The organism is Streptomyces sp. NPDC018031 (genome assembly GCF_044327625.1).
Taxonomy (GTDB): Bacteria; Actinomycetota; Actinomycetes; order Streptomycetales; family Streptomycetaceae; genus Streptomyces.
Map to the genome: position 1 here is coordinate 1,188,245 of NZ_JBIRFT010000001.1, position 18,658 is coordinate 1,206,902.

General features: G+C 68.3%; 29 protein-coding genes. 1 reads left to right on the plus strand and 28 read right to left on the minus strand.

Annotated elements, in window-relative coordinates:
- Positions 1 to 474: 474 nt before the first annotated feature.
- Positions 475 to 2,610: a glycosyltransferase gene (locus ACH4B3_RS04990; protein WP_398461296.1), complete on the plus strand. Its 2,136-nt coding sequence runs from the start codon at positions 475 to 477 to the stop codon at positions 2,608 to 2,610.
- 28 nt (positions 2,611 to 2,638) lie between these two features.
- On the opposite strand, the gene truA is transcribed toward ACH4B3_RS04990, so the two are convergent.
- The 28 genes from truA to rplB form a co-directional block, all read right to left on the minus strand.
- On the minus strand, positions 2,639 to 3,493 hold the full coding sequence (gene truA / locus ACH4B3_RS04995; protein WP_398461297.1) for a tRNA pseudouridine(38-40) synthase TruA: 855 nt from the start codon (positions 3,491 to 3,493) through the stop codon (positions 2,639 to 2,641).
- Positions 3,494 to 3,597: 104 nt separating this feature from the next.
- Positions 3,598 to 4,098, minus strand: coding sequence for a 50S ribosomal protein L17 (rplQ, locus tag ACH4B3_RS05000; RefSeq protein WP_398461298.1), 501 nt, complete (start codon positions 4,096 to 4,098; stop codon positions 3,598 to 3,600).
- A gap of 180 nt (positions 4,099 to 4,278) precedes the next feature.
- Entirely contained in the window at positions 4,279 to 5,301 is a 1,023-nt protein-coding gene (locus ACH4B3_RS05005) for a DNA-directed RNA polymerase subunit alpha (RefSeq protein WP_144380962.1), read from the minus strand.
- A 141-nt stretch (positions 5,302 to 5,442) separates the two neighbouring features.
- Positions 5,443 to 6,069 carry a 30S ribosomal protein S4 gene (rpsD, locus tag ACH4B3_RS05010; RefSeq protein ID WP_398461299.1) on the minus strand — a complete coding sequence of 209 codons (627 nt, stop codon included), beginning with the start codon at positions 6,067 to 6,069 and terminating at the stop codon, positions 5,443 to 5,445.
- A 30-nt stretch (positions 6,070 to 6,099) separates the two neighbouring features.
- Positions 6,100 to 6,504, minus strand: a complete 405-nt coding sequence (gene rpsK, locus ACH4B3_RS05015; RefSeq protein WP_014144338.1) for a 30S ribosomal protein S11 — start codon at positions 6,502 to 6,504, stop codon at positions 6,100 to 6,102.
- 107 nt (positions 6,505 to 6,611) lie between these two features.
- Entirely contained in the window at positions 6,612 to 6,992 is a 381-nt protein-coding gene (gene rpsM, locus ACH4B3_RS05020) for a 30S ribosomal protein S13 (protein ID WP_398461300.1), read from the minus strand.
- 187 nt (positions 6,993 to 7,179) lie between these two features.
- On the minus strand, positions 7,180 to 7,293 hold the full coding sequence (rpmJ, locus tag ACH4B3_RS05025; RefSeq protein WP_003956441.1) for a 50S ribosomal protein L36: 114 nt from the start codon (positions 7,291 to 7,293) through the stop codon (positions 7,180 to 7,182).
- A 28-nt stretch (positions 7,294 to 7,321) separates the two neighbouring features.
- Positions 7,322 to 7,543 (minus strand): translation initiation factor IF-1, encoded by a 222-nt coding sequence (infA, locus tag ACH4B3_RS05030; RefSeq protein ID WP_003956442.1) that lies wholly within the window; start codon positions 7,541 to 7,543, stop codon positions 7,322 to 7,324.
- Between the two features lie 254 nt (positions 7,544 to 7,797).
- A complete protein-coding gene (gene map, locus ACH4B3_RS05035) occupies positions 7,798 to 8,640 on the minus strand; it encodes a type I methionyl aminopeptidase (protein ID WP_398461301.1) in 843 nt (280 codons plus the stop codon).
- A 124-nt stretch (positions 8,641 to 8,764) separates the two neighbouring features.
- On the minus strand, positions 8,765 to 9,427 hold the full coding sequence (locus tag ACH4B3_RS05040) for an adenylate kinase (protein ID WP_398461302.1): 663 nt from the start codon (positions 9,425 to 9,427) through the stop codon (positions 8,765 to 8,767).
- Positions 9,427 to 10,740 (minus strand): preprotein translocase subunit SecY, encoded by a 1,314-nt coding sequence (gene secY, locus ACH4B3_RS05045; protein WP_398461303.1) that lies wholly within the window; start codon positions 10,738 to 10,740, stop codon positions 9,427 to 9,429. Before secY ends, ACH4B3_RS05040 begins: the two co-directional genes overlap by 1 nt.
- Before the next feature lie 205 nt (positions 10,741 to 10,945).
- Positions 10,946 to 11,401, minus strand: a complete 456-nt coding sequence (rplO, locus tag ACH4B3_RS05050) for a 50S ribosomal protein L15 (protein WP_398461304.1) — start codon at positions 11,399 to 11,401, stop codon at positions 10,946 to 10,948.
- Between the two features lies 1 nt (position 11,402).
- Positions 11,403 to 11,585: a 50S ribosomal protein L30 gene (gene rpmD, locus ACH4B3_RS05055; RefSeq protein WP_037912396.1), complete on the minus strand. Its 183-nt coding sequence runs from the start codon at positions 11,583 to 11,585 to the stop codon at positions 11,403 to 11,405.
- Positions 11,585 to 12,190 (minus strand): 30S ribosomal protein S5, encoded by a 606-nt coding sequence (gene rpsE, locus ACH4B3_RS05060; RefSeq protein ID WP_144380951.1) that lies wholly within the window; start codon positions 12,188 to 12,190, stop codon positions 11,585 to 11,587. Before rpsE ends, rpmD begins: the two co-directional genes overlap by 1 nt.
- A 45-nt stretch (positions 12,191 to 12,235) precedes the next feature.
- Complete coding sequence (rplR, locus tag ACH4B3_RS05065) at positions 12,236 to 12,619, minus strand: 50S ribosomal protein L18 (RefSeq protein ID WP_398461305.1); 384 nt, start codon at positions 12,617 to 12,619, stop codon at positions 12,236 to 12,238.
- Positions 12,620 to 12,623: 4 nt separating this feature from the next.
- Positions 12,624 to 13,163 carry a 50S ribosomal protein L6 gene (gene rplF / locus ACH4B3_RS05070; protein ID WP_398461306.1) on the minus strand — a complete coding sequence of 180 codons (540 nt, stop codon included), beginning with the start codon at positions 13,161 to 13,163 and terminating at the stop codon, positions 12,624 to 12,626.
- A gap of 21 nt (positions 13,164 to 13,184) precedes the next feature.
- On the minus strand, positions 13,185 to 13,583 hold the full coding sequence (gene rpsH, locus ACH4B3_RS05075; protein ID WP_065963010.1) for a 30S ribosomal protein S8: 399 nt from the start codon (positions 13,581 to 13,583) through the stop codon (positions 13,185 to 13,187).
- Positions 13,584 to 13,799: 216 nt separating this feature from the next.
- Positions 13,800 to 13,985, minus strand: a complete 186-nt coding sequence (locus ACH4B3_RS05080) for a type Z 30S ribosomal protein S14 (protein WP_059127180.1) — start codon at positions 13,983 to 13,985, stop codon at positions 13,800 to 13,802.
- A gap of 5 nt (positions 13,986 to 13,990) precedes the next feature.
- Positions 13,991 to 14,551, minus strand: coding sequence for a 50S ribosomal protein L5 (gene rplE, locus ACH4B3_RS05085; protein ID WP_398461307.1), 561 nt, complete (start codon positions 14,549 to 14,551; stop codon positions 13,991 to 13,993).
- A complete protein-coding gene (gene rplX, locus ACH4B3_RS05090) occupies positions 14,551 to 14,874 on the minus strand; it encodes a 50S ribosomal protein L24 (RefSeq protein WP_398461308.1) in 324 nt (107 codons plus the stop codon). The genes rplE and rplX overlap by 1 nt, the downstream gene beginning before the upstream one ends.
- A gap of 3 nt (positions 14,875 to 14,877) precedes the next feature.
- A complete protein-coding gene (gene rplN, locus ACH4B3_RS05095; RefSeq protein ID WP_055718836.1) occupies positions 14,878 to 15,246 on the minus strand; it encodes a 50S ribosomal protein L14 in 369 nt (122 codons plus the stop codon).
- 98 nt (positions 15,247 to 15,344) lie between these two features.
- On the minus strand, positions 15,345 to 15,632 hold the full coding sequence (rpsQ, locus tag ACH4B3_RS05100; protein ID WP_398461309.1) for a 30S ribosomal protein S17: 288 nt from the start codon (positions 15,630 to 15,632) through the stop codon (positions 15,345 to 15,347).
- Positions 15,632 to 15,859 carry a 50S ribosomal protein L29 gene (gene rpmC / locus ACH4B3_RS05105; RefSeq protein ID WP_197988957.1) on the minus strand — a complete coding sequence of 76 codons (228 nt, stop codon included), beginning with the start codon at positions 15,857 to 15,859 and terminating at the stop codon, positions 15,632 to 15,634. Before rpmC ends, rpsQ begins: the two co-directional genes overlap by 1 nt.
- Entirely contained in the window at positions 15,859 to 16,278 is a 420-nt protein-coding gene (gene rplP / locus ACH4B3_RS05110) for a 50S ribosomal protein L16 (protein ID WP_065963000.1), read from the minus strand. The genes rpmC and rplP overlap by 1 nt, the downstream gene beginning before the upstream one ends.
- A gap of 5 nt (positions 16,279 to 16,283) precedes the next feature.
- On the minus strand, positions 16,284 to 17,117 hold the full coding sequence (gene rpsC, locus ACH4B3_RS05115; protein WP_398461310.1) for a 30S ribosomal protein S3: 834 nt from the start codon (positions 17,115 to 17,117) through the stop codon (positions 16,284 to 16,286).
- On the minus strand, positions 17,117 to 17,464 hold the full coding sequence (rplV, locus tag ACH4B3_RS05120) for a 50S ribosomal protein L22 (RefSeq protein ID WP_009997296.1): 348 nt from the start codon (positions 17,462 to 17,464) through the stop codon (positions 17,117 to 17,119). Before rplV ends, rpsC begins: the two co-directional genes overlap by 1 nt.
- A gap of 46 nt (positions 17,465 to 17,510) precedes the next feature.
- Positions 17,511 to 17,792, minus strand: coding sequence for a 30S ribosomal protein S19 (gene rpsS, locus ACH4B3_RS05125; protein ID WP_004571826.1), 282 nt, complete (start codon positions 17,790 to 17,792; stop codon positions 17,511 to 17,513).
- Between the two features lie 12 nt (positions 17,793 to 17,804).
- Entirely contained in the window at positions 17,805 to 18,641 is an 837-nt protein-coding gene (gene rplB, locus ACH4B3_RS05130; RefSeq protein ID WP_398461311.1) for a 50S ribosomal protein L2, read from the minus strand.
- Positions 18,642 to 18,658: the final 17 nt, after the last annotated feature.

The window sequence follows — 18,658 nt, forward strand, 5'->3', positions numbered from 1 at the left end:
CCACCTCGGACTGCTCTCGCACACATGTGCCGTACTCACTGGCCGGAGTCATACAACAGTCAAAAATCCGCCACGCCCAGCGATTTCCATGACGATCCGATATCGCCCGGATGGTTGTGCACGCCGAGATCACGACCTCACAACGGGGAGCCCTGCGCACGCTGCGCCTCCCGGCTCCGACCTGCGGGAACCGCACGCCGAGGGCGCTTGCCGGAATCTCACCTTCCGCACCCCCCGACACCCATCCGGCCCGGAAGGTTGCGTTTGCCCCGCCCGATGTGGGCCATCCCATATCACGACGCGCATAAGCAACCTTCCACGTGCCCACCTGTCTTACCGACCAAGCGGACACCTTCCGGCTACCGTCCGGACTCACCACGGACGCAACTGGGCAGCCGTACAGACACCTTGGGCCAGAGGCCGGAGAGGAGGACACGCCGCGGCGCGACCCAGCGGCGCCGCGCGTCACACGCCATGAGGATCTCTTTCCTGCTGCACAACGCCTACGGCATCGGCGGCACCATCCGCTCCACCTTCAATGTGGCAGGCGCGCTCGCCGCCCGCCACGACGTGGAGATCGTCACCATCGTGCGCACCCAGGACACCCCGAGCCTCCCGCTGCACGAGGACGTACGGATCGTCCCGCTCATCGACCTCCGCCGCGGCGTCCGCGGCAACGACGCCCGGAACCCGCTGCGGTCCCGCCCGTCCGCGCACGTCCCGGCCGCGGAGGCGGGCGGCACCAAGAACTTCAACGCGCTCACCGACGAGCGCATCGCCGAGTACCTGGCCGGCACCGACGCCGACGCGGTCGTCGCCACCCGGCCCGGACTCGTCATCATGCTCGCCCAGGCGGGCAGCGACCGCTACCTGCGGATCGGTCAGGAACACCGGCTGTACGGCACCCACAAGGCCGAGATCCGCACCGCCTGCGACGCCGCCATCGCCCGGCTGGACGCCTACACCTCGGTGTCCGAGGCCGACGCGGCCACCCACCGGGCCCAACTGCCCGACGTCGGCACCCTGCTGACCGCCATTCCGAACGGCGTTCCGCCCACCGCCGTCGAACCCTCCGACGGCCGCGCCAAACTCGTCGTCGCGGCCGGCCGGCTGATTCCGGTCAAGCGGTACGACCTGCTGGTCAGCGCCTGGGCGACGGTGACCGCCAAGCACCCCGACTGGCGCCTGCGGATCTACGGCCGGGGCCCCCAGCAGCCGGCCCTGCGCCGCCAGATCGACGAACTCCGGCTCGCCGACCGCATCACCATGATGGGGGCCCACTCCCCCATCGAGACCGAGTGGGCCAAGGGGTCCATCGCCGCCGTCACCTCCCGCGAGGAGTCGTTCGGCATGACCATCGTGGAGGCCATGCACTGCGGCGTCCCGGTGGTGGCCACCGACTGCCCGCACGGCCCCGGCGAGATCATCACCGACGGCAAGGACGGTCTGCTGGTCCCGGTCGGCGACGCGGCCGGCATCGCCGACGGACTCTGCCGCCTGATCGAGGACGACGAACTGCGCCGCGGCATGGGCGCGGCCGCCCGCGTCTCCGCCCAGCGGTACGGCCCCGAGCAGATCGCGGACCGCTACGAGGCGCTCTTCGCCCAGCTGCTCCAGCGGCGCACCACCGCCCCGGCCGGGCCCGCGGCCCGCGGCCGGACGGCCCCCCGCCGCACCCCGGCCGACGACGGGCGCACCGCGCGGAGCTCCCTCAAGGACCGGCTGCGCTCCAAGGTCGTCCGGCTGATCCGCAAACCGCTGCGCCCGGTCGCCTCCTGCCGGATCGACCCGGACGGCAACCTCCGGGTGCTGGTGGAGCCGGCCGAGGTGCAGGGCGGCGAACTCACCCTGACGGTCACCCGCCGCCGCCACGCCGAGGACCGGATCACGGTGCCGCTGCGGCCCCCGGCCGACGCCGCCGGACCCGGCGCGCCCTGGACGGCGGTGGTGGACCGGCGCGCCCACACCCTGGCCGAAGGCCGCTGGGACCTGCACGTCGTGCGGCCCTCCGACGGCGTCCGGCGGCGCGTCCACGCCCGCTACGCCGAGGGCCGCGGCCTGCTGGGCCTGGAACCGCTGCCCGGCTCCCCGGTCACCTGGTGGACGCCGTACCCGACCGTCGACGGCTTCCTGGCGCTGCGCACCTGGCACCGCACCGCGCACGCCGAGGCGCTCTCGCTCCGGGCCGACGAGACGGAACTGACGGTCGAGGGCACGCTGCACGGCTTCGACGAGGCGGCCGACGGCACCCCGGCCGGCCTGGCCGCGGGCACCCTCGGCGTGTTCGCCGTCCCGCGCCCGCAGCGCGGCCGGTCCGCCGGCGCACCGCCGGCACCGGTCCGCGTCCCGGTCACCCACCTGGGCGGGAACCGCTTCCGCTGCACCGTCCGGTACGAGCCGCTGCACCCGGCCGCGGTGTGGGACCTGACCATCGCCACCGATCCGCGCTCCACCGGGAACGAGGAGGACCCGATCCGGGTGGGCCGGCTGTTCGGGGACATCGTGGACCGCAACCAGACGGATCTGCTGCCCGCCCTCGGCGGGTTCCGCCCGTACTTCACCAAGGCGAGCAACCTGGCCGTCAGCAGCGACCGCGACGGCTCCTCCTGACGGCCCGGCCGCGACTCCCGCTCCCGGGTCAGCAGCAGCCCGCGGTGCCCGGCAGGCTCCGCTTGTTGCGCGCCTCCCGGTTGCGGGCGGCGAGCAGGTCGTCCGCCGGGTACCCGACCTCCTCCAGGGTCAGCCCGTGCGGGCGCACCACGTGGACCGCGGAGTCCCGCACCCCCGCGGCGAGCACCTTGCCGGGCCAGTCGACGGGCCGGTGGCCGTCGCCGACGAACAGCAGCGCCCCGACCAGCGAGCGCACCATGTTGTGGCAGAACGCGTCCGCCCGCACCGTGGCCGTGATCACTCCGTCCGCGTCCCGCTCCCAGCGGAGGGCCTGCAGGGTGCGGATGGTGGTCGCGCCCTCGCGCCGCCGGCAGTAGGCGGCGAAGTCGTGCTCGCCGAGCAGCGGCTGCGAGGCGGCGTTCATCGCGTCCACGTCCAACGGCCAGTCGTGCCACAGCACATGGCCGCGCAGCAGCGGGTCGACCCCCGCCGGGTGGTCGACCACCCGATAGGCGTACCGGCGCCAGATCGCCGAGAAGCGTGCGTTGAAGCCCGGCGGCGCGGCGGCCACCCGCCACACCCGGACGTCGTGCGGCAGCCGCCCGGCCAGCCGGCGCAGCAGCTTGTCCTGGTGTTCGGCCCACACCTCCTGCTCCAGGTCCACATGGGCGACCTGCCCGCGCGCGTGCACCCCGGCGTCGGTGCGGCCGGCCACGGTCAGCTCCGGCGTCCGGGACATCCGCGTCACGGTACGCAGCGCGTCCTCCAGCTCCCCCTGCACGGTGCGCCGGGCATGCTGCTTGGCCCAGCCGGAGAAGTCCTTGCCGTCGTAACTCAGGTCCAGCCGTACCCGTACGAAGCCGGGCTCCGCCTCATCGCTCACGCTTCGCTCCTCATCCAGCCGCGTTCCTCGGGCGCGTATGTCGCACACGCGGAACGGGCCCGCCCCCACCAGGGGAACGGGCCCGTCCGCGGAGCCGCAACGGCTCAGGCGTCCTTCGACTCCTCGGCCGGGGCCTCGGCGGCCTCGTCCTTGGTGTCCTCGACGGCCTCGTCCTTCTTGAGGGCGTCTTCCTTGACCGCGCGCTTGGCGGCGGCCTCGGCCTCGGCGACGGTCGCCTTCTTGGCGATCTCGCCCTCGACCAGCTCGATCACGGCCATCGGGGCGTTGTCGCCACGACGGTTGCCGATCTTGGTGATCCGGGTGTAGCCACCCGGACGCTCGGCGTAGCGCGGAGCGATCTCGGTGAACAGCGTGTGGACGATGCTCTTGTCCGTGATCGTCTGCAGCACCAGGCGACGGTTGTGGATGTCGCCCTTCTTCGCCTTGGTGATCAGGCGCTCGGCGACCGGACGCAGGCGGCGGGCCTTGGCCTCGGTCGTGGTGATGCGGCCGTGCTCGAACAGCGACTTCGCAAGGTTCGCGAGCAGCAGACGCTCGTGCGCGGCGCTGCCGCCCAGACGGGCACCCTTGGTGGGACGCGGCATGGTGTTTCTCCTATGTGATCTGCACCGGCCGTGTCAGGTACCGGTGTCAGCCTGTGCGGGAGGCGTCGCCCCCCGCGCACCCCCGGCGGTGCCGGGGAAGTCCGTGGGTCCCGCGGTACGGGGCGCCGCCTGGGCGCCCCGTACCGGCCGGGTCCGTCGGCCCCTTGCCGGGGCCGGCGATCAGTACTGCTCGGTCTCGACGAAACCGGCGTCCGCGTCGTCGTCGGCGCCGAAGGCGTCGGCGGCGGCGGTCGGGTCGAATCCGGGCGGGCTGTCCTTGAGCGCCAGGCCCATGCCGGCCAGCTTCGCCTTGACCTCGTCGATCGACTTCGCACCGAAGTTGCGGATGTCGAGCAGGTCCGCCTCGGAGCGCGCCACGAGCTCACCCACCGAGTGGATGCCCTCACGCTTGAGGCAGTTGTAGGAGCGGACGGTGAGCTCCAGCTCCTCGATCGGCAGCGCCAGGTCGGCGGCGAGCGCGGCGTCCGTCGGGGACGGACCCATGTCGATGCCCTCGGCGTCGACGTTCAGCTCACGGGCCAGACCGAACAGCTCGACCAGGGTCTTGCCGGCGGACGCCATGGCGTCCCGCGGGCGCATGGCCTGCTTGGTCTCGACGTCGACGATCAGCTTGTCGAAGTCGGTGCGCTGCTCGACTCGGGTCGCCTCGACCTTGTAGGTGACCTTGAGCACCGGCGAGTAGATGGAGTCGACCGGGATCCGGCCGATCTCCTGGCCCACCTGCTTGTTCTGCACGGCGGAGACGTAGCCGCGACCGCGCTCGACGGTCAGCTCCATCTCCAGCTTGCCCTTGCCGTTGAGCGTGGCCAGGACCAGGTCCGGGTTGTGCACCTCGACACCGGCCGGCGGGGCGATGTCCGCGGCGGTGACCAGGCCGGGGCCCTGCTTGCGCAGGTACATCACGACCGGCTCGTCGTGCTCCGAGGAGACGACCAGCTGCTTGATGTTGAGGATGAGGTCGGTCACGTCCTCCTTGACGCCCGGCACGGTGGTGAACTCGTGCAGGACCCCGTCGATCCGGATGCTGGTGACGGCGGCACCGGGGATCGAGGAGAGGAGCGTACGACGCAGGGAGTTGCCGAGGGTGTAGCCGAAGCCCGGCTCCAGCGGCTCGATCACGAACCGGGACCGGTACTCGTCCACGACCTCTTCGGTCAGAGAGGGACGCTGGGCGATCAGCATGATGTTTCCTTCAGTCTTCGGCGCCCGCTATTTGACGCCGTCGGCACTGACAAGGGTACGGGCGGTACCGACCGGACGGGTCCGTACCGCCCGTACCCGCGGGTTCCGCCGTACGGCGGTACCCGGCGATCAGGGCGAGCCCTACTTCGAGTAGAGCTCGACGATCAGCTGCTCCTGCACCTGGGTGTCGATCACCTGGCGCTCGGGCAGGTTGTGCACGAGGATGCGCAGCTGCGACGGAATGGCCTCCAGCCACGCCGGCACGGTCCGCTCGCCCGCCTCGGCCTGAGCCACCTGGAAGGGGGTCATGGTCCGGGACTTCCGGCGAACCTCGATGATGTCGTTCACGGCGACGCGGGCCGACGGGATGTCGGTCTTCACGCCGTTCACGACGAAGTGGCCGTGGCGGACCAGCTGACGGGCGTGGTCCCGGGACTTGGCGAAGCCCGCCCGGTAGACCACGTTGTCCAGCCGGCTCTCGAGGATGCGCAGCAGGTTCTCACCGGTCTTGCCGGTCTTCCTGTTGGCCTCCGCGTAGTAGCCACGGAACTGCTTCTCCAGGACACCGTAGATACGCGCCGCCTTCTGCTTCTCACGCATCTGCAGCAGGTACTCGCTGTCCTTGGTGCGCCCGCGTCCGTGCTCACCCGGGGGGTAAGGACGGATCTCGATCGGGCACTTCGCGCTCTCGCACTTGCTCCCCTTGAGGAAGAGCTTCTGCTTCTCCCGACGGCAACGCTTGCAGTCGGCCCCGGTGTAACGCGCCATTGTTTACTTGTCTCCTAGATCAGCCGGTGATCAGACCCGGCGCCGCTTCGGGGGGCGGCACCCGTTGTGCGGGGTCGGCGTCACGTCCTGGATCGAGCCCACCTCCAGGCCGGTGGCCTGGAGCGAGCGGATCGCGGTCTCACGGCCGGAGCCCGGACCCTTGACGAACACGTCGACCTTGCGCATGCCGTGCTCCTGGGCGCGGCGGGCGGCCGACTCGGCGGCCATCTGCGCGGCGAACGGAGTGGACTTGCGCGAGCCCTTGAAGCCGACGTGGCCGGCCGAGGCCCAGGAGATCACGTTCCCGGTGGGGTCGGTGATCGAGACGATGGTGTTGTTGAACGTGCTCTTGATGTGAGCGTGCCCGTGGGCGACGTTCTTCTTCTCCTTGCGGCGCACCTTCTTGGCGCCGGCCTGACGGCCCTTCGGAGGCATAAGTCTGCTATCTCCCGTGGAGGTGGTCGGTCCTACTGCCGGACCGCGATGACTTGCGGGGTGTCCGGGGTGATCCCCGGAGATCCGCAGCTAGCGTCCGGTGTGGACTACTTCTTGCCCGGCTTCTTCTTACCGGCGATCGCGCGACGCGGGCCCTTGCGGGTACGCGCGTTGGTGCTGGTGCGCTGACCGTGGACGGGCAGGCCACGGCGGTGGCGCAGACCCTGGTAGCAGCCGATCTCGACCTTGCGGCGGATGTCGGCCTGGATCTCACGACGGAGGTCACCCTCGGTCTTGAGGTTGGCGTCCACGTACTCGCGGATCTTGACCAGGTCCTCCTCGGCCAGGTCGCGGACCCGGGTGTCCGGGTTCACGCCGGTGGCGGCGAGGGTCTCCTGGGACCGGGTACGGCCGATACCGAAGACGTAGGTGAGGGCGACCTCGACGCGCTTGTCGCGCGGAAGGTCAACGCCTGCGAGGCGTGCCATGCATGGCTCCTTGTTATTCGGAGGTCTTCCGCAGCACCACTCCCGGCGCGGCCCTGGGCCGCGGGTCCGGGTCCCCGGCCTCCGACCGGGGGTGTCGCTCCCCGCACAGGCGGGGCGGGTGACTGCGTATGTACGTGTTGCTGTGCGTCGTCGCGCGAAGAAACTGCGAGGTGCAGAAGTGGTCGCGTCAGCCCTGGCGCTGCTTGTGGCGCAGGTTGTCGCAGATGACCATGACCCGGCCGTGGCGGCGGATCACCTTGCACTTGTCGCAGATCTTCTTGACGCTCGGCTTGACCTTCATGGGTGTGAGGTTCTCCGGGTCGTGAGATCTACTTGTAGCGGTAGACGATCCGTCCGCGCGTGAGGTCGTACGGAGACAGCTCCACGACAACCCGGTCATCGGGCAGGATGCGGATGTAGTGCATACGCATCTTGCCGCTGATGTGCGCGAGGACCTTGTGACCGTTCTGCAGCTCCACCTTGAACATAGCGTTCGGCAGAGACTCGATCACGGTGCCCTCGATTTCGATGGCGCCTTGCTTCTTGGCCATGTCCTGCTTTCGGGATCGGCTACCTTGATCGGCCCGTGGCATGATCGTTCAGGTCATATCGAGCGACATGACATGAGGGCATGCGTGAGCCGACGTGTCAGTCTACGTCAGCACGTCCCGAAACACGAAACCGGGGGCAGTCTGCCCAGGTGAATTGATCGTTACGCCCGCCACCGGGTGACCCGGTGCCCGCCGGACGGCGGACACCGGCGGTGCCTCGAACAGGTTCCCGGGGCGTGCGGGGGGCCGGTACCTCAGGCCCCGGCGAGCGGGTCCGGGGCGGCCTCGATGCCGTACTCGGCCAGCTTCGCCCGGCCGCCGTCCACGGCGGTGAGCACCAGCGGGCCCTCCTCGGTCAGCGCGACCGAGTGCTCCCAGTGGCTCGACCAGGAGCCGTCGTCCGTCTTGACCGTCCAGTCGTCGGCGAGCACGTGCGTGCGGGCCGTGCCCAGGCTCACCATCGGCTCGATCGCGATGCAGAAGCCGGGGACCAGCTTGGGGCCCTTGCCGCGCTTGCGGGAGACGTAGTTCAGCAGGTGCGGGTCCATGTGCATCTCGCTGCCGATGCCGTGGCCGCCGTAGTCCTCGATGATCCCGTACTTGCCGGTGGCCGGCAGCGGCTGGCGCCGGATGTAGCCCTCGATGGCCCGGGAGATGTCGACCAGGCGGTTGCCCTTGCGGACCGCCGCGATCCCGGCCCACATCGACTCCTCGGTGACCCGGCTCAGCTCGACCAGCTCCGGAGCGTGACCGGTGCCCACGAAGGCCGTGAAGGCGGCGTCGCCGTGCCAGCCGTCGACGATCGCGCCGGCGTCGATGGAGATGACGTCGCCGTCCTTGAGCACCGTCTCGGTGTCCGGGATGCCGTGCACCACGACCTCGTTCACCGAGGTGCAGATCGTCGCGGGGAAGCCGCCGTACCCGAGGAAGTTCGACTTGGCGCCGTGCTCGGCGATCACCTTGCGGGCGACGTCGTCCAGGTCCTTGGTGGTGGCGCCCGGCACGGCGGCGGCCCGGCACGCCTGGTGGATGGCCGCGACGACCAGCCCGGCCTCTCGCATCTTCGCGATCTGCTCAGGAGTCTTGATCTCCACCATGGGGGTGCCTTCCACGCTCAGTGTCGGTTCCGCTGTCCTGGCGCCGCGGCGGCGGCGCCGTCTGCTCAACAGTACGGCCGCGACGCCCCGGGAGGGGCACCGCGGCCGTAGGAGGCTGCTGGGATCAGGCCGCCTTGCCCTTGTGCGACAAGGCCGCCATGGCCCGCTCGGTCACCTCGTTCACCTGGCCGAGCGCCGGGATCGTGGCCACCAGGCCCTGCGCCCGGTAGTAGTCGATGATCGGCTCGGTCTGGGTGTGGTAGACGTCCAGCCGGGTCCGGACGGTCTCCTCGGAGTCGTCCGGACGCTGGTACAGCTCCCCGCCGCAGGCGTCGCAGACGCCCTCGGCCTTCGGCGCGGAGTAGTCCACGTGGAAGACGTGGCTGGAGTCGTTCCGGCAGATACGGCGGCCCGCGATGCGCTTGACCACCTCGTCCTCGGGGACCTCGAGGTCCAGCACCGCGTCCAGCTGCATGCCCTCGGACTTCAGCATCCCGTCGAGCGCCTCGGCCTGCGAGACGTTCCGCGGGAAACCGTCGAGGAGGAAGCCGTTCGCGGCGTCCGGCTGGGACATCCGCTCCTTGGCCATTCCGATGGTCACCTCGTCGGGGACCAGGTCTCCCGCGTCCATGTAGGACTTCGCCTTCTTGCCGAGCTCGGTGCCCTGGCTGATGTTGGCGCGGAAGAGGTCTCCGGTGGAGATGTGCGGGATGGAGAGGTTCTTGGCCAGGTACGCGGCCTGCGTACCCTTGCCAGCCCCGGGAGGCCCGACGAGGACGATTCGCATCAGCGGAGGAACCCTTCGTAGTGTCGCTGCTGGAGCTGGCTCTCGATCTGCTTCACGGTCTCCAGGCCGACACCCACGATGATGAGGATGCTCGTGCCGCCGAACGGGAAGTTCTGATTGGCCTTGAGCGTCACCAGTGCCACCGTGGGCACCAGGGCGATCAGGCCCAGATAGAGAGAGCCGGGCCACGTGATGCGGTTCAGCACGTAGCTCAGATACTCCGCAGTGGGACGACCAGCCCGGATGCCCGGGATGAAGCCACCATACTTCTTCATGTTGTCGGCAACTTCTTCGGGGTTGAAGGAGATGGCCACGTAGAAGAAGGCGAAGAAGACGATCAGCAGGAAGTAGCTGACCATGTAAACCGGGTGGTCACCCTGCACGAAGTTGTCCTTGACCCACACCGCCCAGTCCGCGTTGGAATTGCTGAACTGGACGATCAGGGCCGGGATGTAGAGCAGCGACGAGGCGAAGATGACAGGAATCACACCCGCCTGGTTCACCTTCAGCGGGATGTAGGTCGAGGTTCCGCCGTACGAACGGCGGCCGATCATGCGCTTCGCGTACTGCACCGGGATGCGCCGCTGGGCCTGCTCGACGAAGACCACCAGGCCGACCATGGCCAGACCGCAGACGATCACCAGGGCGAACTCCAGCCAGCCGCCCATGATGTCGCCGGACTGCTTGATGGCCCACAGACCGCTCGGGAAGCCGGCCGCGATCGAGACGAACATCAGGATCGACATGCCGTTGCCGATGCCGCGGTCGGTGACCAGCTCACCCATCCACATGATGAGGGCGGTACCGGCGGTCATCGTGACGACCATGACGACGGTCACGAAGATGGAGCGGTCCGGGACGATGTCGTTGCCGACGGAGCAGTTGCTGAAGAGGGAGCCGCTGCGGGCCGTGGCCACCAGGCCGGTGCTCTGCAGGACCGCCAGTCCGATGGTCAGATAACGGGTGTACTGCGTGATCTTCGCCTGGCCGGCCTGTCCCTCTTTCTTGAGGGCTTCCAGGCGCGGGATCACCACGGTCAGCAGCTGCAGGATGATGCTCGCCGTGATGTACGGCATGATCGTCAGCGCGAAGATGGTGATCTGTGACAGTGCGCCACCGCTGAACATGTTCACCAGGCCGAACAGGCCCTGATTGGCCTCGGCCTCGTCCACGCACGTCTGGACGTTCTTGTAGTCGACGCCCGGCACCGGGATATGCGCCCCGAGCCGGAACAACACAATGATGCCCAACGTGAACAGCAGCTTCTTGCGCAGGTCGGGCGTCTTGAACGCCCGGGCGAACGCGGTGAGCACGGTGCCTCCTGCGCCCCCCGCGTGCGTGCGCGAGAGGTGACGGTCTTGAGGGATCGACGAATACGAAAACAGCCAACGCCCGCACGGACGCACGCCGCGCGGAAGGTAACAGCGCTCGCCACCTTACCGGCGAGCATGCCCCCCTTGGAACGACCAACCGGGGATGCCCCTTATCAGGGACATCCCCGGCCGATGTGCATCGGGCTCAGACGAGCTCGGTGACGCTACCGCCGGCGGCGGTGATCTTCTCCTTGGCGGAGCCGGAGACGGCGTCGACCGTCACCTGCAGCGCCACGGTGATCTCGCCGGTGCCGAGCACCTTGACGAGCTCGTTCTTGCGCACCGCACCCTTGGCGACCAGGTCGGCCACCGTGACCTCGCCACCCTGCGGGTAGAGCGCGGCCAGCCGGTCCAGGTTCACGACCTGGTACTCGGTGCGGAAGGGGTTCTTGAAGCCCTTCAGCTTCGGGAGACGCATGTGGAGGGGCATCTGCCCACCCTCGAAGCGCTCCGGAACCTGGTAACGGGCCTTCGTGCCCTTGGTACCACGACCAGCGGTCTTACCCTTGGACGCCTCACCACGACCGACACGGGTCTTGGCGGTCTTGGCGCCCGGGGCGGGCCGGAGGTTGTGGACCTTCAGCGGCTTGCTCTCCGCCATGTCAGTCGACCTCCTCGACCGTCACGAGGTGGCGGACGGTGTGCACCATGCCGCGGATCTCGGGACGGTCCTCCTTGACAACCACGTCGTTCAGGCGCTTGAGCCCGAGCGAACGCAGGGTGTCGCGGTGGTTCTGCTTGCTGCCGATGTACGACTTCGTCTGCGTGACCTTGAGGCGAGCCATTACGCACCCACCCCGGCACGCGCCCGCAGCAGAGCGGCGGGAGCGACGTCCTCGAGCGGCAGGCCACGACGGGCGGCGATCTCCTCCGGGCGCTGCAGGCCCTGGAGAGCGGCCACCGTGGCGTGCACGATGTTGATCGGGTTCGACGAACCGAGCGACTTGCTCAGCACGTCGTGGATGCCCGCGCACTCCAGCACGGCACGCACCGGACCACCGGCGATGACACCGGTACCCGGGGAAGCCGGCTTGAGCAGCACCACACCCGCGGCCTCCTCACCCTGGATCGGGTGGGGGATGGTGCCGGCGATCCGGGGGACCTTGAAGAAGTGCTTCTTGGCCTCCTCAACGCCCTTGGCGATGGCGGCCGGCACCTCCTTGGCCTTGCCGTAACCGACACCCACGGTGCCGTCACCGTCGCCCACCACGACCAGCGCGGTGAAGCTGAAGCGACGACCACCCTTCACAACCTTGGCGACGCGGTTGATCGCGACAACACGCTCGACGTAAGCGGTCTTCTCGGCGGCAGCGCCACCGTCCCGCCGGTCCTTACGGTCCCGCCGCTCGCCGCCACCGGCGCCGCCACCGCGGCGCTGGGGTCCAGCCATTGGAATTACCTCTCTCGTTAACGTCCGCTAGCTACGGAACCGTGCTCAGAACTTGAGCCCGGCCTCGCGGGCGGCGTCCGCAAGGGCGGCGATGCGCCCGGCGTACTGGTTGCCACCACGGTCGAACACGACGGCGTCGACACCGGCGGCCTTGGCGCGCTCGGCGACGAGCGAGCCGACCTGCTTGGCCTGCGCGGTCTTGTCGCCCTCTCCGCCGCGGATCGAAGCGTCCAGGTGCGACGCGGAGGCCAGCGTGTGGCCCGCGATGTCGTCGATGACCTGAGCGGTGATCCCGCGGTTCGAACGCGTCACGACCAGGCGGGGACGCTCCGGCGTACCGGAGACCCGCTTGCGGACGCGGATGTGGCGACGCTTCGCGGCGGCGCGCTTGTAGGCGTCGCCCTTGGCGATCTTCACACCGAATGCCATGGCTTTACTTACCAGCCTTTCCGACCTTGCGGCGGATGACCTCGCCCGCGTACTTCACGCCCTTGGCCTTGTAGGGGTCGGGCTTGCGCAGCTTGCGGATGTTCGCGGCGACCTCGCCGACCTTCTGCTTGTCGATGCCCTCGACGCTCAGCTTCGTGGGGGACTCCACCTTGAAGGTGATGCCCTCCGGGGCCTCGACCAGGATCGGGTGGCTGTAGCCCAGGGAGAACTCCAGGTTGGAGCCCTTCGCCTGGACGCGGTAACCGACACCGCTGATCTCGAGCGCCTTGCTGTAGCCCTGGGTCACGCCGGTGATCATGTTCGCCACCAGCGTGCGGGACAGGCCGTGCAGGGCCTTGTTCTGACGCTCATCGTTCGGGCGCGAGACAACGAGGGTGTTGTCCTCGCCCTTGGCGATCTCGATGGGCGCGGCAACGGTGTGCGAGAGAGAACCCTTGGGGCCCTTCACAGCGACCGTACGGCCATCGATGGTGACGTCCACACCAGCGGGAACCTGGATGGGCAGCCGTCCAATACGCGACATGGCTATTCCTCCGTTCCCGGGTTACCAGACGTAGGCGAGGACTTCCCCACCCACGCCCTTCTTGCTCGCCTGCTTGTCGGTGAGGAGCCCGTGCGACGTGGAGATGATCGCCACGCCCAGGCCGCCGAGCACCTTCGGCAGGTTGGTGGACTTTGCGTAGACCCGCAGGCCCGGCTTCGAAATCCGCTTGATGCCGGCGATCGAGCGCTCGCGGTTCGGGCCGAACTTCAGCTCCAGGACGAGGTTCTTGCCGACCTCGGCGTCCTCGACCTTCCAGCCGGTGATGTAACCCTCCTGCTGGAGGATCTCCGCGATGTGCGACTTGATCTTGCTGTGCGGCATCACGACGGAGTCGTGGTAAGCCGAGTTCGCGTTTCGCAGACGCGTGAGCATGTCTGCGATCGGATCGGTCATGGTCATGATGGCCTTCGGCCTCTCTCGCCGGGGTTTCCTATCTGCGCCATCCCTCTCCCCGATCACGTGACGTGTCGGAGCGGGTGCGGCGCGGGGACCTACGGCGTAGTAAGACGGTCTCGGGCGGCAGGCGCCCAACCCCACAAGCCTAAGGGATGCGGGAGAGGGTGCCTGCCGTCCAGATGCTTACCGAGAGTCCTGGTTCATCCCCTATTAGGGGAATTACCAGGAGCTCTTGGTCACGCCCGGCAGCTCGCCACGGTGAGCCATCTCACGAAGGCACACGCGGCAGAGGCCGAACTTGCGGTACACGGAGTGCGGACGGCCACAACGCTGGCAGCGGGTGTACGAGCGCACACCGAACTTGGGCTTGCGGGCGGCCTTGGCAATCAGAGCCTTCTTCGCCATCTCGCTCACGCCTCCTTGAAGGGGAAGCCGAGGTGACGAAGGAGGGCCCGGCCCTCGTCGTCGTTGGTCGCCGTGGTGACCACGGTGATGTCCATACCCCGGACGCGGTCGATCTTGTCCTGGTCGATCTCGTGGAACATGACCTGCTCCGTGAGACCGAAGGTGTAGTTGCCCCGGCCGTCGAACTGCTTCGGCGAGAGACCGCGGAAGTCGCGGATACGCGGCAGCGCGAGCGACAGGAGGCGGTCCAGGAACTCCCACATGCGGTCACCGCGGAGGGTGACGTGGGCACCGATCGGCTGGCCCTCGCGCAGCTTGAACTGCGCGATGGACTTGCGGGCCTTGGTCACGGCGGGCTTCTGGCCGGTGATCGTGGTGAGGTCGCGGATGGCGCCCTCGATCAGCTTGGAGTCGCGGGCGGCGTCGCCCACACCCATGTTGACCACGATCTTGGTCAGGCCGGGGGTCTGCATGACGTTCTCGTACTTGAACTCGTCACGCAGCTTGCCGGCGATCTCTTCGCGGTAGCGCGTCTTGAGACGCGGCGCGTTGGTGGTGGCAGTCATCAGATGTCCTCACCGGTCCGCTTGGCAACGCGGATCTTGTTGCCCTCGTCGTCGAAGCGGTACCCGACGCGGGTGACGACCTTCTGGCCGTCCTTCTCCACGACGAGCTGCACGTTGCTCACGTGCACCGGGGCCTCGACCGTGATGATGCCGCCGGTCTTGGAGCCACGGGCGGTCTGACCGGCCTTGGTGTGCTTCTTGACCCGGTTGACACCCTCGACCAGGACGCGGTCCTCGCGGGGGTAGGCCTCGATGACCTTGCCCTGCTTGCCCTTGTCCTTACCGGTGATGACCTGGACCAGGTCGCCCTTCTTGATCTTCATCGGTTACAGCACCTCCGGCGCGAGCGAGATGATCTTCATGAACTTCTTCTCGCGCAGCTCCCGGCCCACCGGGCCGAAGATGCGGGTGCCACGGGGGTCACCGTCGTTCTTGAGGATGACCGCCGCGTTCTCGTCGAAGCGGATGTACGAGCCGTCGGGGCGGCGGCGCTCCTTGACGGTGCGCACGACGACAGCCTTGACGACGTCGCCCTTCTTCACGTTGCCACCGGGGATCGCGTCCTTGACGGTGGCGACGATGACGTCACCGATGCCCGCGTAGCGGCGACCGGAACCACCGAGAACACGGATGCAAAGGATTTCCTTCGCACCAGTGTTGTCGGCGACGCGCAGTCGCGACTCCTGCTGGATCACGTCTATCTCCTGATCGTCTGCCGGTTCCCCGCGGGGGCTGCGTCAGCAGCCCCCGCGGAGCCTGGCGGAACTGTCCAGAAGGCGAATGCCTTCAGGAATTACTTGGCCTTCTCGAGGATCTCGACGACGCGCCAGCGCTTGGTGGCGGACAGCGGCCGGGTCTCCATGAGGAGGACGCGGTCGCCGACACCCGCGGCGTTCTGCTCGTCGTGCGCCTTGAGCTTGTTGGTACGGCGGATGACCTTGCCGTACAGCGCGTGCTTGACGCGGTCCTCGACAGCGACGACGACGGTCTTGTCCATCTTGTCGCTGACGACCAGACCCTCACGGGTCTTGCGGAAGCCGCGCTGCTCGGGGGCGTTCTCAGTCACATTCTTCTCGCTCATCAGGCGCTCTCCACCGTCTCGATGCCGAGCTCGCGCTCCCGCATCAGGGTGTAGATCCGGGCGATGTCCTTGCGGACGGCCTTCAGCCGGCCGTGGTTCTCAAGCTGTCCGGTCGCCGCCTGGAAGCGGAGGTTGAACAGCTCCTCCTTGGCCTCACGCAGCTTCGCAACGAGGTCCTCGTTGTTCAGCTCACGCAGCTCGGACGCCTTGGTCGTCCCCGCCGCCATCACGACTCACCTGCCTCGCGCCGCACGATCCGGCACTTCATCGGAAGCTTGTGAGCAGCGCGGGTGAGCGCCTCACGAGCAATCTTCTCGTTCGGGTAGGACAGCTCGAACATCACCCGACCGGGCTTGACGTTCGCGATCCACCACTCCGGCGAACCCTTACCGGAACCCATGCGGGTCTCGGCGGGCTTCTTGGTGAGCGGCCGGTCCGGGTAGATGTTGATCCAGACCTTGCCGCCACGCTTGATGTGGCGGGTCATGGCGATACGAGCGGCCTCGATCTGCCGGTTGGTGACGTACGCCGGGGTGACGGCCTGGATGCCGTACTCGCCGAACGCCAGCTCCGTGCCGCCCTTGGCCATACCCGACCGCTTCGGGTGGTGCTGCTTGCGGTGCTTGACCCTGCGAGGGATCAGCATGTCGGTCAGGCCTCCGTTCCGGTGCTCTCAGCGGCCGGAGCAGCGGCAGCGGCCTCGGCCTTGGGGGCCTCGGCAGCGGCGCTCTGCTGCTGCGGCTTGCGGCCGCGGCCGCCACGCTCGCCACCACGGCCACCACGGGCCGGGCGGTCGCTGCCACCACGCGACGGGCGGTTGCCGGCGCGGGCGGCGGCGTTCTCGGCGCGGACCTCGGCGATGTTCTTGACGTCGCCCTTGTAGATCCAGACCTTCACGCCGATGCGGCCGAAGGTGGTCTTGGCCTCGAAGAAGCCGTAGTCGACGTTCGCGCGGAGCGTGTGCAGGGGCACGCGGCCCTCGCGGTAGAACTCCGAGCGGGACATCTCGGCGCCGCCGAGACGGCCACCACACTGGATCTTGATGCCCTTGGCGCCGGCCTTCATCGTCGACTGCATGCTCTTGCGCATGGCGCGACGGAAGGAGACGCGGGAGGACAGCTGCTCGGCGACGGCCTGCGCGACCAGCTGGGCATCGGTCTCGGGGTTCTTGACCTCGAGGATGTTCAGCTGGACCTGCTTGCCGGTGAGCTTCTCCAGCTCGCCGCGGATACGGTCGGCCTCCGCGCCGCGACGGCCGATGACGATGCCCGGCCGGGCGGTGTGGATGTCGACGCGGACGCGGTCACGGGTGCGCTCGATCTCCACCTTGGAGATACCGGCGCGCTCCATGCCCTTCGTCATCATCCGGCGGATGGCGACGTCTTCCTTGACGTAGTCCTTGTACAGCTTGTCGGCGTACCAGCGGGACTTGAAGTCCGTGGTGATGCCGAGCCGGAACCCGTGCGGGTTAACCTTCTGGCCCATTACCGGGTTCCTTCCTTGCTGCTGACGACCACGGTGATGTGGCTGGTCCGCTTGCGGATCCGGTAGGCGCGGCCCTGGGCGCGCGGCCGGAACCGCTTCAGGGTCGGACCCTCGTCGACGTACGCCTCGCTGATGACCAGCGTGGAGGCGTCGGTGTGGTCGTAGTTGTGCGCGGCGTTGGCAATGGCGCTGTCCAGCACCTTGCCCACCGGCACGCTCGCGGCCTGCGGGGCGAAACGCAGGACCGCCTGAGCCTCCGTGGCATCCATGCCACGGATGAGGTCCACCACGCGGCGGGCCTTCATGGGCGTGACGCGGATGTACCGCGCCTGGGCCCTGGCTTCCATGGTTGTCCCTTCGGTGTCAGTCATTGGTCTTCGCTATTTCCGCAGATCAGCGACGACGCGACTTGCGGTCGTCCTTCTCATGGCCGCGGAAGGTGCGGGTCGGCGCGAACTCGCCGAGCTTGTGGCCGACCATCGACTCGGTGACGAACACCGGGACGTGCTTGCGGCCGTCGTGCACCGCGATCGTGTGGCCGAGCATGGCCGGGACGATCATCGAGCGGCGGGACCAGGTCTTGATGACGTTCTTGGTGCCGGCTTCGTTCTGGACATCCACCTTCTTGGCGAGGTGGTCGTCGACGAAGGGCCCCTTCTTGAGACTGCGCGGCATCTAAACCCGCTCCTAGCGCTTCTTGTTCGTCTTGCGGCGGCGGACGATGTACTTGTTGCTGGCCTTCTTCGGCGAGCGAGTACGTCCTTCCTTCTGACCCCACGGCGAGACCGGGTGGCGACCACCGGAGGTCTTGCCCTCACCACCACCGTGCGGGTGGTCGACGGGGTTCATGACCACACCGCGGACGGTCGGGCGAACGCCCTTCCAGCGCATACGGCCGGCCTTGCCCCAGTTGATGTTCGACTGCTCGGCGTTGCCGACCTCGCCGACAGTGGCGCGGCAGCGGACGTCGACCAGGCGGATCTCACCGGACGGCATACGAAGGTGGGCCATGGTGCCCTCCTTCGCCAGCAGCTGCACGGAGGCACCGGCGGAGCGGGCGAACTTCGCACCGCCACCGGGCCGCAGCTCGATGGCGTGGATGATCGTACCGACCGGGATGTTGCGCAGCGCCAGGTTGTTGCCGGGCTTGATGTCGGCACCGGGGCCGTTCTCGATCCGGTCACCCTGCGACAGGCCACGCGGAGCGATGATGTAGCGCTTCTCACCGTCCGCGTAGTGCAGCAGTGCGATGCGCGCGGTGCGGTTGGGGTCGTACTCGATGTGAGCGACCTTCGCCGGCACGCCGTCCTTGTCGTGACGACGGAAGTCGATCACGCGGTACGCGCGCTTGTGACCGCCACCCTGGTGGCGGACGGTGACGCGGCCCGAGTTGTTACGACCACCCTTGCTGTGCAGCGGGCGGACCAGCGACTTCTCCGGCGTGGACCGCGTGATCTCGACGAAGTCGGCGACGCTGGAGCCACGACGGCCCGGGGTCGTCGGCTTGTACTTGCGGATACCCATTTCTCAGTCCTCGGAAG